Here is a 16048-nt window from a genome sequence, read left to right as displayed (position 1 = left end):
GTGGCGGCGAACTGACTTAGACAGCCGCCCTTGAAGCACACGGTTTCGATAGGCTGGAATCATCGGCCCGATGATTTGCGTTCAAGAGACTAGCAAATGTCGAGATACAAAAAAAAGAGCAACATCCTAGTCCTCTATATTTTGTACGCATGTACTATTTTCGGGCTGTACAGTGATCGCGGGCAAGAGGACTATTTTTATCTGGCAATCAATCTCTCGCTCGGGGGATGGCTTGCTACTAGTTGGATTGATTCATTGATTAATCAAAAAAAGATCGTTATGGGGGTCTACACGTGCGAGCCAGGCGATGGGGATTATTCGCTATGTAGATTTTGGTGTTTGATTGCATGCTCCTGTGTTTTATTTTGGCCTGTAGCATCCGCAATATTTTAGCTACAAAAAACATTACCTACTTAACCTAATGCGTCATTTGAGTCGAGGAAGTGAAAGAAAGTCGAAGCGCCGTTTGCTACGTAGTATTTTCATGTGCAATCGCAAAAGCACGGTAACATAGACAGCCACCGTTGAAGCACAAACGCAACGCAGTAACTAAGACAGCCACCGTTGCAGCACAAACGCAACTGGGAGCTAGCGCGGTGCCAACGAGTGACAAGGGACGAATGGGGAGGCTTGAGACTGTAGCTCTCGTACTGTGGTCGGTACAGAGACGGCATTTATGCCGTAGACGCAGAACTCAGACAGCCACCTTTAACTAGCTGGGTGGCGGACTGGGAATAGGATGGGAAACTGATAATGTCGTAGTTTCTCCGGCGCATTAGGGGTATAAAGTTGAGGTTCTCAGATTTTTGGTAAGGCAATTATATTGTTGCGCTAATTCTATTTTGGTGGAGATTTTTGTGGAGTCGAGACCTGGTTTTAAGTCCTGAGTTAGATAAGGTCTGGTTGGCTTGGACTGTTGTCTGCTTTATGTTTCCGTTTTATCTCGGCGGCTTTATTTTTCGTAGTAAGAGAGTAATTTTAAGGTGCTTATACATAACGGCGCTGGCGGTTTTTCCAGCTGCATTTGTTTATCCACTTTTTAGGAACTGATTTCTCAAAGTTCCGAGGGATGAGAATTAAGGGACGGATAAATCAGAAGTTACAATAACTTAGGAATAACTTAGACAGTTACCGTTGAAACACAATCGCAAACTGGCCTTTCGCGGTGCCCATGAGGGAACAACTCAGACAGCCACCGTTGAAGCACAAACGCAACCAGGCCTCTCGCGGTGCCAACCACAGTAACATAGACAGCCACCGTTGAAGCACAAACGCAACGCAGTAACTCAGACCAATAACTTAGACAGCCATCGTAACGAATAACTCAGACAGCCACCGTTGAAATACGAACACAACCAGGCCTCTCGCGGGGCCCACGAGCGATAGGGAACGAATGGGGAGGCTTGAGACTGTTGCACTTGTACTGTGGTCGGTACAAAGACGGCATTTTTGCCGTAGACCAGCAGCGCCTGCAGCCGCATGAGTGCGGCAAGGACTGCCGTGGTCGCGGGGAGTCAGGCTGCGAACAGTGGCGGCGATCGACTGCGTGTTTTGCCAACATTGCGCGTGGCACGCTGGATTGCAGCTTCGGTACCAACCCAGTTCTGAAATGACGTTTCGAACGTGGTCGAGATACTCAGCCAGGTGTCGGCGTCAATGCCGAGCCGCTCGAGGATCGGTGGCAGCGTGTCATCCATAGCCCCGCGTTTACCCCCTCGAACAACGCGGCCGGTGAGATCAACCAGTTCGACGTAGTGCGCGAGCGCGAAGGGAATGCCCTCGTGTTTGTCTCTGTGGGCATCTCCCTGAAACCGCATCAGCCCGGATGGAATGTTGCCGGATTTGGCCTGCTCGATCCGCCGCTTGATGCTGGTGTGCTCGCTCGTCTCGGGTGTTTCAGCCAAGTTGGCCCGAATCGGGTTTAGATCAGCATACGCCATTGCAGCGAGCACGGCGGCGTCATCAAGGAGGGCCTGGCTCTTGAATCTGCCCTCCCAGAACAACCCGGTACACCGGTCTTCGGCGTTGGCCTGCCGCGCAATGGGTTCGTTCACACACCGCATGAACCAGGAGATATCCGCCAAGCGAGCGCGCCAGACTTCGGCACAGGTGCGCACATGCGCCACCTCGCCATCGGTCAGTGTGCTGCGGGCGTGCTGATAGCGCTGACTGAGCCGCGTACCATTGAACAGCGCGTGCCACCGCTCGATGACGTCGTCCATGCTCCACGCAGCGGCACGGTCAACGTCGACGTGCAGCACCAGGTGGTAGTGGTTGGACATGATGGCGTAGGCGGCGACATCGATGGCAAAGACGCGGGCGACCGCAGCGACACGTTTTTCCACCCAGGGCCTGCGGTGCTCGTAGTCCTGGCCTGAATAGGCGTCCACGCCGCAGAGAAAGGCCCTTCTCACACAGCGCGACACAACGTGGTACCAAGGTGTGTCGGCGAGGGAAACGAGTTGCGCGCGGGGTGTGGGCACCGTGTCTGTACTCAGTGAACCGAGCGTTGACGTTACCTGAGAGCTGAAACGGGCGATAAGTTGAATTCCAAGCTAACCGGACACATTGGCCTGAACACCTCGCCGCGTTGCATTGTTGTGCCAATGGTGGGTGTCTTTTTCCACTTTCCGGGTGTCTTTTTCCACTTTCCGATTATCAACCTTGTATCACCGTTGATGTTGTCGACTGTACTGCCTTCGAAACAGAGCCGAGTAGGTGAATCTGCGCGTGGGACCGACTTGTATCCCACGCGCGCGCACTCAGACTCTGCCAAGCAGCTCGACTGCCTCGTCGGTAGTCCACACCGCACTGGCCAGCATGCGAAAGTTAGTGAGGGCGGCGAGATAGCCATCACCTTCAGGAATCTTAGCAGCGGCCGTGGCATCTCTCACAACAGCCACTTCGAAACCGCCTTCCAGCATGTCGCGCAAATGCGCTTCGACACAGAGATTCGCAGACATTCCGGCCAGAATGACTTGGTCGATTTTTCGTTTGCGCAATTGCAACGCCAGATCATTGTTCTGCGGGCCGTATACCTTGTGTGGGTTGGCTATCACGGTTTTCCCGTCTTGGATGTATCGCTTGTACTGCGGCATGAAATCCGCGCCAGAACCCTCAAAATTTGTCAGGTCCAACTGGCCTTTGCGGTCAAACATCCGCAGCGAGTGCATCACCTTCTCCAGTGCGCCTTCGAAGCGCCATCCATAGTCTGTTGGGAAATACCAGTGCGGGGAGATAAACAGTTGCACGCCGGCTGCCTTTGACGCTGACATCAGGCGTTCGATGTTCTCGACGGTGTTGTGTTCTTGTACGCTTTCACCAACAACGGGCCAGGTCACGCCGTCTTCTCGCAGGAAATCAATCTGGGGATCGGTTATCACGATTGCGGTGCGGCTCAACTCCAGCTCCATGTCACTTGGCGGCAGGATCCCGCCGTCTGGTTTGCGATAGGGGTCGGTTTCGGCGTGGGCTGCGCCTGCGGCGGCCAAGGTGGCAGTGGCAGCCAATCCTCCCAGGAGGGCATCGCGGCGGTTCATCATCGTGGTGTCTTCAGACATATCTGCAGTCTCCGTTTACATGGGGTGCAGGTTCACGATAAGGTCAGACGCGTATCTTTAGGTCCAGAATTCGTGCCTTTTAATATGATATACGTGCCTTTTAGTCCAACAATGGTCTCCTGATCCAGTGGGTGAATACGCCTTTTTCGACCAGCTGCACGCGAACGCTGAACCGTTCGCGCTGTGCCAGTTGCACGGGCAGTGTGTAATGAACCTGGATAAGTCAACCTCCGCCACGCTGCACTATGTGCTTGTCGGTCGTGGTCAAATTGAGATAGCCGGTCGAAAGCCTTTCGATGTCGAGCCCGGTAGCCTGGTGTTGATACCGGCATTGCGAACTCACAGCTTGCGCAGTTTCGGCGAGCTGAGTGCTCACACACCCGAGTGCCGACCTGCAAGCCTGGATATCGCAGGCTACGTGCACGGTGATGTCAATGTTGATCACGACCGTCGATTGATTGCCATCTGTTCGCGAATGTCGTTGTCATTCCGCAACCTCCACCGCTTGATCGACCTGGTGCGCGAGCCAATTGTCGAGACGGTTGACTCTGGCTCTCTATTGGCCATGCCTCTCGAGACATTACTGCATGAACTGGCAAGCCCAGGCCCTGGGAGCGGCGCAATCATTCGGTCTCTCTTGCTTGTGTGTGCAATCGACATGCTGAGACGGCGATTGAGCTCGAACGGCGCGGATTTGGGATGGATGAAAGTACTGCACGATCCCAAACTCTGGCCAGCCCTGCAATCCATGCTGGATGACCCTGGCGAAACACATTCGCTCGATAGCCTTGCAGAGGCCGCGGGTATGAGCCGCTCAGCGTTTGCAAAACGGTTTGGTGATGCTTTCGGCTGCGGCCCGATGGAACTCCTGCGAGAGCTGCGCATGCAGCGCGCCGCTGCGTTGCTCGTGGAAACAGACGCACCCGTCAAGCGGATAGCGGATTTGTCTGGCTTCCGCAGTCGCAGTGCATTCAGCCGTGCTTTTGAGGCAGCTATGGGCTTTGCGCCTCAGATTTTTCGCGATCGGGACAAGGTTGAGTGACGGCAGACTACGATCTCAAAAGTCGGTACAAATGTGGCCGAGATGCTCAGCCAAGCGTCAGCGTCTATGCCGAATTGCTGGAGAATCGGCGGCGGCTGAATCGGTGTCTGTCAAGTCAGGTTGCGACTGGTACACTTTGCTGTGGGTCAGAAAGACCCTGCCAAGGGTTACCGAACAGAGCGCGCTCTGGGCAATTTTTCTGCGACTTAAAATCGGGGCGTAGCTTAGTTCGGGTACTGGGTCTCTTTCCTATCGCTGCAATCGTTGGGATCCACGCCCTGACTGTCATCGCGACACAAGGATACAGATGGCTTTGGCCGGTTTTTGCGTTCTAGGATTTGGTGGCATTGAACTGGCGCTCGAAATTCGACTTCGTCACCTATGTGATCCCGACGTCCACGTGGATCGTTTGGCGTGAAGGGGCGTTGCAGAAGGCTTACCTCTTTGGTGTTCTCAATATCTTCCTCGGCGGGATGGTCAGTTTTCCCTGTCTCCTTTTCTTAACCTATCGCGCCAGTGGAGACACCGAGAAATTTCTCCTCGGGATTCACACGCAAACAGGAACACAGCCAAGAAGTTAGCCGAACTCCTCTTCCGTGTAGGCCTGAAGTCCACGGTGTGCACCCTTGCCCAATGCGGTCGACGGCGAGTATTGGGTTCGGTTGGATTTGAAGAACCCAAACCGCATTCCAGATAAGGTCACCACTCACACGAATCGCCATTGGCTTGTGCGGTAAAACGCCAGAAGTGTCGTCCTGTGTTTAGCAGGGCTGCGGATGAGCTCTGCCTCCGCACGAGCTGCGAATGCTGTTTCAACAGGGCGGTGGATCTAACTCAGCTGTCGAGAAACTCGCCGAGCGCGCGCAGTGTGCCGGCCGGGTCTTCCTCTGGCACGTAGTGGCCGGTGTTGAGGCTTTCGCAGGTGATGTCGTCGGCGTAGTCGGCCCACACGGCGGGCACGTCGTAGCTGCGGTGCACGAAGCCGTGTTCGCCCCAGAGCACGAGCAGCGGGCAGCGCACGCGCTCCCCGGCGTCGCGGCTCGCACGGTCGTGCACGAGGTCGATGCTCGCCGCGGCGCGGTAGTCTTCACAGCTCGCGTGAACGGTATCAGGGTTGGCAAAGCAGGCCTGGTAGTGGGCCATGGCATCGCGGTCGTGGGTGTAGCCTGGCGCGGCTGCCCGGCGCAGCTTCTCACTGAGGTACCACCCCGGGTCGCGGCCGATCAGGGTTTCGGGTAGCCCGTCTGGCTGGATCAGGAAGAACCAGTGGTAGTAGCCGCTCGCGAAGTGCTGGTCGGTGGTCTCGAACATGTGCAGCGTCGGTGTGATGTCCATGACGCAGGCGCGGCTGACGCGCTCGGGGTGGTCGAGCGCGAGTCGGTGGGTCACGCGCGCGCCGCGGTCGTGCCCGGCGACCGCAAAGGTCTCGTGCCCGAAGTGCGCCATCAGCGCGACCATGTCGGCCGCCATGGCGCGCTTGCTGTAGGGCGTGTGGTCGGCGTCGGTCGGCGGCTTGGCGCTCTCGCCGTAGCCGCGCAGGTCCGGACAGATCACGTGGAAACGCTCGGCCAGGGTCGGCGCCACCGCGTGCCACATGGCGTGGGTTTGCGGGTAGCCGTGCAGCAACAACACCGGCGGCCCCTCGCCGCCGTGCCGCACGCTGAGGCTGCAGTCCGGCGTGTCGACGGTGCTGAGGGTGAAGCGGTCTCCAAACATGGCGGTGGCGTGAGCTCGTGTGGGGCGGTTCAGGGTAGGGCGGTTTCGCCGCCGGCTCAACGGCTGGTGCTGTCGCGCATCAGAACAGCGACGCCTGCTCCGCCGGCTGAGTGGCGGCGGCGAGCTCGGGCTGTGCCGGGTCGCGCGCGTGTAGCTCGGCCGCGAGTTGGGCCGCGAGCGCCGGTGCCTCGGCGCAGCTCGGTGTGTGCAGGAAGACGCGCGGCGCGCGGCCGTCGCGGTGCCAGCCGAGCAGCACGTCGGCCCAACGCGCGAGCGCGCTCTGGGCAAGCGTGGTGTCACGCGGGCTGATGATGCGGACCATCGGCCGCGCCGCGGTGGCGACGGCGTGTGTCGGTACGCGGGGCTTTTGCGCCATGGCCTCCTGGGTGTCTGCGTCGGGTGCGGGGTTGGCAAAGAGGGTGCGCGTGTCGAACACGGTGCGGTTGACCTCGCAGTCCGCCAGCAAGCGGTTGAATGCGGCCTCGTCTTCGCCCTTGGCAAAGAAGGCCGGGTGGCGCACCTCGACCGCGTAGTGAAAGTCGCCGGGCAAGCCTTTGAGGTAGTGGCGCAGGCGCGGCAGGTTGTCCGGGCCGAAACGCGGGCCGAGCTGCAGCCACAGCAGGTCGAGCTGCTCGCCGAGCGGCGCGAGGCACTCGAGGAAGTCGCGCGTGTCGTCGTCGCAGTGCTGCAGTTCGGCGTCGTGGCTGATGCTGCGCGGGAACTTGAAGCAGAAGCGAAAGCGCGGTGGCACCGCACGCTGCCATCGCATGACGGTGTCGGCCGAGGGCAGCCCGTAGAAGGTGGTGTTGCCCTCGACGGTGTCGAAATGGCGGCTGTAGCGCGACAGCGCGTCGTCGCTGCGCGGGGTGAACGACCAGGCGGCGTGGTACCACTGGGGCAGGCCGAGGGCGATCGGCGGGGCGGGCAAAGGCATGCCCGCATTGTTGCACGTCGCCCGGCCCGTCACGCTCGCGATCGACTCGCTACAATAGCGGCCTTTTTTGCCGACGGCCCCTCCGACATGCCCTCGATACACCTCCACGACGCCGAGATCGCCCTGGGTGACCACTTCACCGTGCGCTGCCCCGACTGGACGCTCGAGCCGGGTCAGCACTGGGTGCTGATCGGCCCGAACGGCGCCGGCAAGTCGGCGCTGGCCGCCGCGCTCGCGGGCGAGGGCGACTGGCTCGGCGGCAGCTGCACGGGCCGCCCTGCCGCGGTGGCGGTGGTGTCGTTCGAGGCGCAGGCCGCCTTGATCGAGGCCGAGCGGCGCAAGGACGACGCCGACATCCTCGACGTGATCTCCGAGGGCACACCGGCGGGTGAGGTGATGCGCGAGGGCTGCCAGGACGACGCGCTGCAGGCGGAGCTCGTCACCGCCCTCGGCGTCGCGCCGCTGCTCACGCAGAGTTTCCGCAAGCTCTCGACAGGCGAAACGCGCAAGCTGTTGCTGATTCGGGCGCTCGCGAGTCGGCCGGCGCTGCTTGTGCTCGACGAGCCCTTCGAGGGGCTCGACGTTGCCGCCTGCGCCACCCTCCACCGCGTGCTCGCGGGGGTGGCCGACACCACGCAGATGGTCTTCGTGCTGAACCGCTTCGACGACGTGCCAGACTTTGTCTCGCACCTGGGCTACGTCGGTGACGCCGTGCTGCAGCACCGCGTTTCGCTGGCCGACACCGACGCGGCCGCCGACGTGCGGCGCCTCCTGCACATCAGTCAGCAGGACATCAGCCTGCCGGCTGCGCCGGTGGCCGACCGTCCGCCGGCGCTCGACCCCGCCGCACCGCTCGTCGCGTTGCGCGGCGGGCGCGTCGCCTACGGCGAGAAGGTGGTGTTCGACGGGGTTGATTGGGCCGTCGAGCCTGGCCAGCACTGGCAGCTCAGCGGGCCGAACGGCAGCGGCAAGACCTGCTTGCTGAACCTGATCACCGGTGACCACCCACAGTGCTACGTGAACGACATCGTCGTGTTCGGCATGCAGCGCGGCAGCGGTGAGAGCATCTGGGACATCAAGCAGCACATCGGCTATGTCAGCAGTGCCCTGCAGTGGGAGTACAAGGTCAGCGTCTCGCTGCGCAACGCGGTGGTGTCGGGGTTCTACGACAGCATCGGCCTGTACCGGCGCGCAAGCGACGAGCACAAGGCGATCGCGGCGGCGTGGCTCGCGGTGATGGGCTTGAGCGACCGCGCCGACCAGCCGTTCTCAGGCCTGTCATTCGGCGATCAACGGCTCGCGCTGATCGCGCGGGCCATGGTCAAGCACCCGAACCTGCTGATCCTCGACGAGCCTTGCATCGGCCTCGATGACATCAACCGCAGCCGGGTGTTGGCGCTGGTTGAGCACATCTGTCGCGGCACGGAGACGACGGTGTTGTACGTCAACCACCGCGAGGCGGACCACGTCTCGGGTATTGCGAACCACTTGCGGATGGGGGATGGTCAAGCGATCGAAGTGTGAGGCCTCTGGCTGTGGAACGCGATTCGCCATGCGCGCGCAGTGATGGCACGGTCTGACGGCGTTCCTCAACGCGGAATCGGTCTTGCGTTGGCGCTTCTTGTCGTCTGTGGCACGCTCTCGGCGTTTCTTTCGGCAGAGCTGGGGCGGCTGTTGCTGGGTGTGGCCGGTGTGGCAGGCTGGATCGCCGGCCTTTGCGTGTGGTCGTCGCTGACCACGGCGTTGCGGGCGGTGGCCGCAACCTTGGTGGTGGCCGGTATTGCCGCCGGCGTGACGGCTGAGGTGGACTTGGCGCGTCTGGTCGAGCAGGCACTCTCGCAGAACGTCGGCATTCTCTGCATGCTGCTGTCGGTTGGGTTCCTGCGCCTGGTGTCGCTCGAGCACCCTGACGACCGACCGGCGCGCGGGCTCAGTGGCTGGTGGCGAACGCTGCTGGCCACCGCGGTGTTTGGGGCGGTGATCAACATTTCGGCGTTGCTCATCATCGCGGATTACACCCGCGCCCGTGGCGGGGGGGACGCGTTCACATTGCAATCGCTGACCCGGGTGTTCACCGCGTCGGCGGCGTGGTCGCCGTTTTTCGCCGGCATGGCGGTGGTGTTGTCCTATGTGCCGGGTGTCTCCGTAACGTCACTGATGGTGTCGGCCCTGCCGTTTGCACTCACGGCCATAGCGCTGACCTGGGCCTTTGGTCGATTCGGGCGCGCAGCGCAACTCACCGAGTTTGTTGGTTTTCCCTTGCAGCCCCGCGCGCTGGCGTTGCCGACCTGCCTGGCGCTGCTGGTGCTGGCAGGGTATGCCGTGTTGCCCGCGCTGCCCATCGTTATCGTTATCGCAATTGCCCTGGCGGCGTTGATCACCTGTTTCAGCTTTCTCGCGTACACGGGCGGGCCTGCAGCTGCGCTCGCAACGATGGCCGCGCACGTGATCAATGGCATGGCAAGCGGTCGCAACGAGCTCGTGCTGTTCCTCGCGGCTGGTGTGCTGTCGGTTGGCCTGGGTGCTGCTTTCGACAGCGGGCTTGTGACCCTGCCCGACGCGCCGTACACCTGGCAGGTCGCGAGTGGCACGCTGGCGGCGATGCTGGTGCTTGCGGTGATCGGGGTGCACCCGATCGTGACCGTGTCGGCGATGGCGCCGGTGCTGCTGTCGCTGTCGCCGCCGCCGCTGCTGATCGCCTTGACCTTCCTGTTCGTGTGGAGCCTCGGCACCTCGGTCAGCCCGATGTCGGCCACCCTGCTGACCGTCCAGGGCCGCTACGGCCTCGCGAGTTGGCGCGTCGCGCTCGCCAACGCCCCGTTTGCGGTCGTGTTGTACGGGGTGGCGGTGCTGAGCTTTTTTGTGGTTGCATAAGGTGCTGGCGCGCCAATGGGCCGGGCAGTCAACGTGTGAGGTAAGTCCATGCCCAACCAACCGCTGGGTGGAAACGAGATGCCGCGCTTCGGCGGCCCGGGCACCATGATGCGTTTGCCCGCCGCCGAGTCCGCCGACGGACTCGACGCCTGCTTCGTCGGCGTGCCGATGGACATCGGCACGTCCTTGCGCTCGGGCACGCGCTTCGGCCCCCGGCAGATCCGCGCCGAGTCGCTGCTGATCCGCCCTTACAACATGCACACGCGCGCCGCACCGTTTGATTCGATCAACGTGGCGGACATCGGCGACGTGCCGATCAACACCTTCGACCTCAAGGACAGCGTCGAGCGCATCACCGCGTATTACGACGCGTTGTTGCGGCACCCCTGCATACCCCTGACGCTCGGCGGCGACCACACGCTCACCTACCCGGTGTTGCGCTCGATCGCAAAACGCCACGGGCCTGTGGCGCTGGTGCACGTCGATGCGCATGCGGATATCAACGATCACATGTTCGGCGAGGCGATTGCCCACGGCACGCCCTTTCGCCGGGCCTACGAGGACGGCCTGCTCGATGCACCGCGTGTGTTCCAGATCGGCTTGCGCGGCACCGGCTACACTGCTGAAGATTTCGACACCGCGCGCGAGTGGGGTTTCAACGTCGTGCCGGTGGAGGAGCTCTGGCAGACCTCGCTGTCGCCGCTTGCCGAGCGCATCCGCGCCACGGTGGGTGACCGCCCGGTTTACCTGAGCTTTGACATCGACAGCCTGGACCCGGGCTACGCACCGGGCACCGGCACGCCGGAGATTGCCGGTCTGACGCCACCGCAGGCGCTGCAGCTGATACGCGGGCTGCGCGGTCTAAACCTGGTGGGCTGCGACCTGGTGGAGGTCTCGCCCCCCTACGACACCAGCGGCACCACCGCCTTGCTGGCGGCGAACCTGCTCTACGAGATGCTCTGCGTGCTGCCGGGTGTCGCCTACCGCACGTGAGCCTCAGAAGCAGTCGACGGTTTGCGCGGTAGGCGGCTCTGAGCCTGGGTTGCTGCTGAGCAGCGCGGAGGAGATGCCCTGGTCGGCGGTGTTGCGCAGAAACAGGGGGCCGTATGTGAACGGGGTGCTGGCGACAAACGAGGTGCTCGCGGAGCTGACCCGGTTGTCAACGATGTCCCAGGCAGGCACCGAGGGTGTGCTGGGGTAGCCGTGCACGCGCACACCGAACTGATTCGATGACACGCAGTTGCCGCTGAAACGGGCGCGGCGACCGAGTTCAATCGCGGAGTGACCCGCGCCCAGCACGGCGCTGTCCACGGTGTTGTCGCGCACCTCGACGCCAGCGAAATCGCTTTGATCGGGGTCGCTGCTGTCGATGCTCGAAAGGTGCCCCACCAAGATGGCCGTCTCGGTGTTGTCTAGCACGGTGTTGTTGGCGACCGTGACGTTCGCCGTTCTGGTGTCGGCATTGTGAACTTGGATGCCCTTGCGTCCGCCCGCGAGTTCGTTGCCGGTGATCGAGATTTGATCTCCGCCCCTGACCACAATGGTGGCGAGTTTGTTGTTCGGTGACTCCAATTCGTCACGGAAGTCAGCGTCATCGGAGACGGTGAACAGGTTGTTTTCGATCGTCAGGTCTCGCGTGTTCTTTGTACTGATCGCCGTATCCGTGATGCGATTGCCGCTGATCTCGATACCGCTGAGGGTGCTGTTGTTGCCAACCAGGTTGAGACGGCCACCTTTGTCAATGCTATTCCCGGTCAAGAGCAGGTCGACTGTGAAGTCGCTGTTCGTGACGACCGTCATCAACGTATTAACGCGGCAGACTTGGTTGTCCCGGATGTCTGCGCCGTAGTTGTTGCCGTGAACGAGGATGTGACCAAAGGCGGCCTCGGAAATGTCTTGAATGCAGTTGTTTTCAATCAAGATGTCTTGGTTGCCAAGCGACCAGGTGGCGGCTGCTTCGGCATGCACAACACGCTGCGCTTGAAGGTTGGTTTCGATCATATGGTTGTTGCGCACGATCGTCTGATTCGCTGCACTGAAATGCAAGGCCGCACCATTGAGCTGCGTGAACGTGTTGTACTCAATCAGGTTGTCGAGCCCCTGCACCGTGATGGCATCGCCCTGAGAGTCGATGAACGCACTGTGCTTGACGGTGCTGTCGAGTGAATGCATCCACAACGAGGAATGCCTGGCCCAACTCACAAAATGGTCGTTCCCGGCGGCGTTGCCATCGAACACCAGGCCTTCGAAGGTGACGCCGTTCGCGTCACGCACCATCGCGAAGGACGTGACCAGTTTGTCACCCGCGCTGTACGCCTTGCCCAGCCCGTTGTGGAACTGAACCAAGCCGGGTGAAACCTCGTAGACAGGGTGGTGAGCGAACTCGCCGGCGTAGTAGTCGTTTCCGCCCTCGCGAACCGGTGAAACCCACATGCCCGGCTCGAAGCCTGCGGTGCTTGCAACGGCGACCGACGTCGCCCCAGGCAGGGCATCGGCGATGAGCGTTGTCACCGGCGAGTCGCAACGCCGCAGCGTCGCTGGGGCCTCGCCGCTGGGCTGCCACAATTGATTGGGACGTGGCCGCAGCATCTTGCAGATCGTGTAGACGCGATCGCTCTCGAAGACAACGCTACCGCCATCGCCGGCAGCGTCGATCGCGCGCTGCAGCGCATATTCCTCGTTGCTGCCGTCGCCCTGGGCACCGTACGCGGACACCCACACGGTGTTGGATGTGGTGCGGGTGGTGCGCGTAAATGGGGGGTGCGTTGGGCACGTATCGCAACCGGCAACCAACGGAACATCCGGTGTGGTGTTCTGTGGCACAACCGGCTCAGTCGGGTCAGTAGGCTCGACTGGGTCCGTCGGCTCGGTGGGGTCTGTGGGCTCGACCGGGTCCGTCGGCTCAGTGGGGTCCGTGGGCTCGACAGGGTCTGTCGGCTCCGTGGGGTCGGTTGGCTCGACGGTGTCTGTCGGCTCCGTGGGGTCTGTGGGCTCGACGGGTTCCGTTGGCTCTGTGGGGTCTGTGGGCTCGACGGGGTCCGTCGGCTCTGTGGGGTCGGTTGGCTCGACCCTGTCCGGCTGCTGATCTGGGTTCGGTGTGTTCTCACCGGTTTCGGTGTTCGTGTCGGTCTTCGGCGCGTCGGGTTCGCTCGACTGGCAGGCCGCTAGCACGGCCACGATGACGAAGGTGAACAGCGTTTGTTTGACCCGTTTTATCATCCCATCAACCCTGTGGTCCTTGCGCTCCAAAACAGCCGACGGGTGAGCGTCGTGCGGTATAGCGTCGGTATCGATCGGAATGCCGAAATCTGTTGCATCATTAGAATGCAAACGTATGAATACGCGGCCCGAAGTTGGGTGTGCGATGGGGTAGGCTGCGTGGCCCTAGCAAGCTGACGCGGTAAATCGAGTGCTGTCGGGGCCTCTGGTATATTGCGAAGAGACGCGACGCGCGCGCCCTTTGGTCCTGCGTCTTCACGTGGAAAAGGTGGTGGGCCGGTGGGTCGTGTGCGCTGCCCACTGGCGTTCTCGAACAACCCATAGAGAGGTCAGGTATGAGCACAGAATCTGGAAAGGGCGTTGCCGAGTTTCTCGAGGCAGCCAACGCGGTGGTACCGAAGGTTGCGGCTGCGGACGCGATGGCCTGGTTGGGCAGCGACGACACGGTGTTTCTCGATGTGCGCCCGGCCGCGGCGATTGCCGAGACTGGTACGGTGGAGGGCGCCGTGCAGATCCCACGCGGGCTGCTCGAGTTCAACGCCGACCCTGATTTCGTGATGCACAACCCGGCGATGGACAAGGCCAAACGGGTGGTGGTGTTCTGTGCGCTTGGCGGGCAAGCGGCGCTCGCCGGCAAAACCCTGAAGGACATGGGTTATGGCGAGGTGCTCAACGGCGGTGGCATTCAGGACTGGAAAGACGCGGGCGCGCCAATCGTCACGGGCTGACCGGTGTCGGCTGTCTTCCCGAGCCTGCCCGACACACCGAACCTCTCGGATGTCTTCCGTGCCCACCCGGGCGCGATCGGACCGCTGACGGCGCTGCTCGATGCGGTCATGCGCGCCCCCGGGCCAGTGGGGGTGTCCGAGCGCGAGCTGCTCGCGGCCTACGTGTCGGGGTTGAACGCCTGCGCCTACTGCCACGGCTCGCACACGGGCTTTGCCGAGGCGCTCGTCGTACCTGCGGGCCTCGTGGGTGCGCTGCTCACGGACCTCGACACCGCGCCGATCGAGCCGCGCCTGCGGCCGCTGTGCCGCTACGCCAAGGTGCTGACCGAGACGCCCCGTCGCGTCACGGCTGCCGATGCCCAGGCGGTCTTTGACGCCGGCTGGGGCGAGGACGCCCTGTTCACGGTGGTCTCGGTTTGCGCGGTGTTCAACATGATGAACTGGATTGTCGAAGGCACCGGTTGCGGTGTGGCCGAGGGTGACCTCGCGCGCTGGGCCGGCACCCGGTTCGATCGCTACACCGACTGGGCGGAGGGGGCCGGCCTGTTGCCCGCCGCCCCGTCCGGACAACCGGGCTGACGCGCGCATGGCGTTGATCGAACGGGTCGAACTGCAGCTGGTCAACCTCGAGCCGCCGGTGGTGCGAACCGACGCGATCCAGTCCTTCGAGGTGCAGGAAACCGTGCTGCTGCGCGTCACCGACGCCGACGGCGCATCCGGCACCGGCTACAGCTACACCATCGGCACCGGTGGCCCGGCCATCCTCTCGCTGTTGGAACAGACCCTCGCCCCGTTTCTGATCGGCCGCGAAGCCGACGCGGTCGAGGCGGTCTGGCGTGGCGCGCTGTTCCGCACGCACGCGACTTCGGTGGGCGCGATCACGTCTCTCGCGCTCGCCGCCATCGACACGGCGCTCTGGGACCTGCGCTGCCGCAAGGCCGGGCGGCCGCTCTGGCAACTCGCCGGTGGTGCCAAGCCCGCGGTGCCGCTCTACAGCACCGAAGGCGGCTGGTTGCACCTCGAGGTCGATGCGCTGGTGGCTGATGCCATCGCGGTGCAGGACCGTGGCTTCCGGGGCACCAAGGTGAAGATCGGCAAGCCGAAAGCCGGCGACGATCGAACCCGCCTGCTGGCGCTGCGCGAGGCGCTCGGCGAGGGCTTCGACATCATGGTCGACGCCAACCAGTGCTTCAGTGTGCCGGGCGCGCTGCGTCGTCTGTCGGCGCTCGAGGAAGCCGATGTGGCCTGGTTCGAGGAACCGCTGCCCGCCGACGACGTTGACGCGCACCGGCGGCTTGCCCAGCACAGCACGGTGCCCATCGCGATCGGCGAGAGTGTCTACGCGCTCTCGCAGTTCAAGGACTACTTGCAGGCCGATGCCTGCAGCATCGTCCAGGCCGACGTGGCGCGCGTCGGCGGCATCACGCCGTGGCTGAAGGTCGCGCACCTCGCCGAAGCCTACAACGTGCCGATCTGTCCGCATTTCCTGATGGAGCTGCACGTCAGCCTGTGCTGCGCCGTCACCAACGCGCCGTGGCTGGAATACATCCCGCAACTCGATGCGATCATGGGGTCGCGCCTGCGGATCGAAAACGGTTTTGCCGTTGCACCGAGCGAGCCCGGCCTCGGCATCGATTGGGATTGGGACGCGATTGCCGCGCACACCGTCGCCGGGCCGCTGGTGGTCGATCGCTGAGCGTGCGCGCCTTTCTCGCCCTGCTGCCTGACGCCGACACCGCCCTCGACATCGACCGGTGGCGCGCGCTCTGTTGGCGCAACCTGCCGGGAGCGGTGGCGGTGCAGAACCTCCACGTCACCTTGGTGTTCCTTGGCGACATCGACGAGGACCAGCAGGCCCGCCTGGCGACGCAGCTTGACGCTGTGGTCGCTGCCCCGATCAGCCTTCGCCTGAGTTCGGTTGGCTACCAGGTCGACCAGCGGATGCTTTGGCTCGAACCGTCTTCCAACGACGCTG

General features: G+C 62.4%; 13 protein-coding genes. 8 read left to right on the top strand and 5 right to left on the bottom strand.

Annotated elements, in window-relative coordinates:
* Window positions 1-1514: 1514 nt before the first annotated feature.
* Together AAGA11_20495 and AAGA11_20490 are read right to left on the bottom strand one after the other, a co-directional pair.
* Window positions 1515-2483 carry a transposase gene (locus tag AAGA11_20495; protein ID MEM9605253.1) on the bottom strand — a complete coding sequence of 323 codons (969 nt, stop codon included), beginning with the start codon at window positions 2481-2483 and terminating at the stop codon, window positions 1515-1517.
* 279 nt (window positions 2484-2762) lie between these two features.
* A complete protein-coding gene (locus tag AAGA11_20490) occupies window positions 2763-3560 on the bottom strand; it encodes a cysteine hydrolase (GenBank protein ID MEM9605252.1) in 798 nt (265 codons plus the stop codon).
* A gap of 127 nt (window positions 3561-3687) precedes the next feature.
* Here AAGA11_20490 and AAGA11_20485 point away from each other — a divergent pair, with 127 nt between their 5' ends.
* Window positions 3688-4602: an AraC family transcriptional regulator gene (locus tag AAGA11_20485; protein ID MEM9605251.1), complete on the top strand. Its 915-nt coding sequence runs from the start codon at window positions 3688-3690 to the stop codon at window positions 4600-4602.
* An 834-nt stretch (window positions 4603-5436) separates the two neighbouring features.
* Here the strand turns inward: AAGA11_20485 and AAGA11_20480 are convergent.
* Both AAGA11_20480 and AAGA11_20475 read right to left on the bottom strand, forming a co-directional pair.
* A complete protein-coding gene (locus tag AAGA11_20480; GenBank protein ID MEM9605250.1) occupies window positions 5437-6318 on the bottom strand; it encodes an alpha/beta hydrolase in 882 nt (293 codons plus the stop codon).
* A gap of 79 nt (window positions 6319-6397) precedes the next feature.
* The gene (locus AAGA11_20475) at window positions 6398-7252 is read right to left on the bottom strand and encodes a DUF72 domain-containing protein (protein MEM9605249.1); all 855 of its coding nucleotides are present in this window, start codon (window positions 7250-7252) and stop codon (window positions 6398-6400) included.
* 87 nt (window positions 7253-7339) lie between these two features.
* On the opposite strand from AAGA11_20475, the gene modF reads away from it, so the two are divergent.
* The 3 genes from modF to speB are packed head-to-tail and all read left to right on the top strand — an operon-like array spanning window position 7340 to window position 11119.
* Window positions 7340-8776, top strand: coding sequence for a molybdate ABC transporter ATP-binding protein ModF (gene modF / locus AAGA11_20470; GenBank protein ID MEM9605248.1), 1437 nt, complete (start codon window positions 7340-7342; stop codon window positions 8774-8776).
* A 42-nt stretch (window positions 8777-8818) separates the two neighbouring features.
* Window positions 8819-10126, top strand: a complete 1308-nt coding sequence (locus AAGA11_20465) for a hypothetical protein (protein MEM9605247.1) — start codon at window positions 8819-8821, stop codon at window positions 10124-10126.
* Window positions 10127-10174: 48 nt separating this feature from the next.
* Window positions 10175-11119, top strand: coding sequence for an agmatinase (speB, locus tag AAGA11_20460; protein ID MEM9605246.1), 945 nt, complete (start codon window positions 10175-10177; stop codon window positions 11117-11119).
* 3 nt (window positions 11120-11122) lie between these two features.
* On the opposite strand, the gene AAGA11_20455 is transcribed toward speB, so the two are convergent.
* Window positions 11123-12841, bottom strand: coding sequence for a right-handed parallel beta-helix repeat-containing protein (locus tag AAGA11_20455; protein ID MEM9605245.1), 1719 nt, complete (start codon window positions 12839-12841; stop codon window positions 11123-11125).
* Window positions 12842-13680: 839 nt separating this feature from the next.
* Here AAGA11_20455 and AAGA11_20450 point away from each other — a divergent pair.
* The 4 genes from AAGA11_20450 to AAGA11_20435 all read left to right on the top strand — a co-directional run.
* Entirely contained in the window at window positions 13681-14073 is a 393-nt protein-coding gene (locus AAGA11_20450) for a rhodanese-like domain-containing protein (GenBank protein MEM9605244.1), read from the top strand.
* A 3-nt stretch (window positions 14074-14076) separates the two neighbouring features.
* Window positions 14077-14652 (top strand): peroxidase, encoded by a 576-nt coding sequence (locus AAGA11_20445; GenBank protein ID MEM9605243.1) that lies wholly within the window; start codon window positions 14077-14079, stop codon window positions 14650-14652.
* Window positions 14653-14659: 7 nt separating this feature from the next.
* The gene (locus tag AAGA11_20440) at window positions 14660-15769 is read left to right on the top strand and encodes a mandelate racemase/muconate lactonizing enzyme family protein (GenBank protein ID MEM9605242.1); all 1110 of its coding nucleotides are present in this window, start codon (window positions 14660-14662) and stop codon (window positions 15767-15769) included.
* Between the two features lie 2 nt (window positions 15770-15771).
* Window positions 15772-16048, top strand: a 277-nt coding sequence (locus AAGA11_20435; GenBank protein ID MEM9605241.1) for a 2'-5' RNA ligase family protein, incomplete at its 3' end; no start/stop codon positions are given.

It is taken from the genome of Pseudomonadota bacterium (assembly GCA_039196715.1).
GTDB lineage: Bacteria > Pseudomonadota > Gammaproteobacteria > CALCKW01 > CALCKW01 > CALCKW01.
The sequence above is the reverse complement of the archived record's forward strand: the minus strand, read 5'-3'. Positions and strand labels throughout refer to the sequence as shown.

What these genes read in the sequence shown, in the direction of transcription:
- modF (MEM9605248.1), top strand. Translation starts at nt 7,340, where the DNA reads ATGCCCTCGATACACCTCCACGACGCCGAGATCGCCCTGGGTGACCAC.
- AAGA11_20480 (MEM9605250.1), bottom strand. Translation starts at nt 6,318, where the DNA reads ATGTTTGGAGACCGCTTCACCCTCAGCACCGTCGACACGCCGGACTGC.
- AAGA11_20475 (MEM9605249.1), bottom strand. Translation starts at nt 7,252, where the DNA reads ATGCCTTTGCCCGCCCCGCCGATCGCCCTCGGCCTGCCCCAGTGGTAC.
- AAGA11_20465 (MEM9605247.1), top strand. Translation starts at nt 8,819, where the DNA reads ATGGCACGGTCTGACGGCGTTCCTCAACGCGGAATCGGTCTTGCGTTG.
- AAGA11_20440 (MEM9605242.1), top strand. Translation starts at nt 14,660, where the DNA reads ATGGCGTTGATCGAACGGGTCGAACTGCAGCTGGTCAACCTCGAGCCG.
- speB (MEM9605246.1), top strand. Translation starts at nt 10,175, where the DNA reads ATGCCCAACCAACCGCTGGGTGGAAACGAGATGCCGCGCTTCGGCGGC.
- AAGA11_20490 (MEM9605252.1), bottom strand. Translation starts at nt 3,560, where the DNA reads ATGTCTGAAGACACCACGATGATGAACCGCCGCGATGCCCTCCTGGGA.
- AAGA11_20450 (MEM9605244.1), top strand. Translation starts at nt 13,681, where the DNA reads ATGAGCACAGAATCTGGAAAGGGCGTTGCCGAGTTTCTCGAGGCAGCC.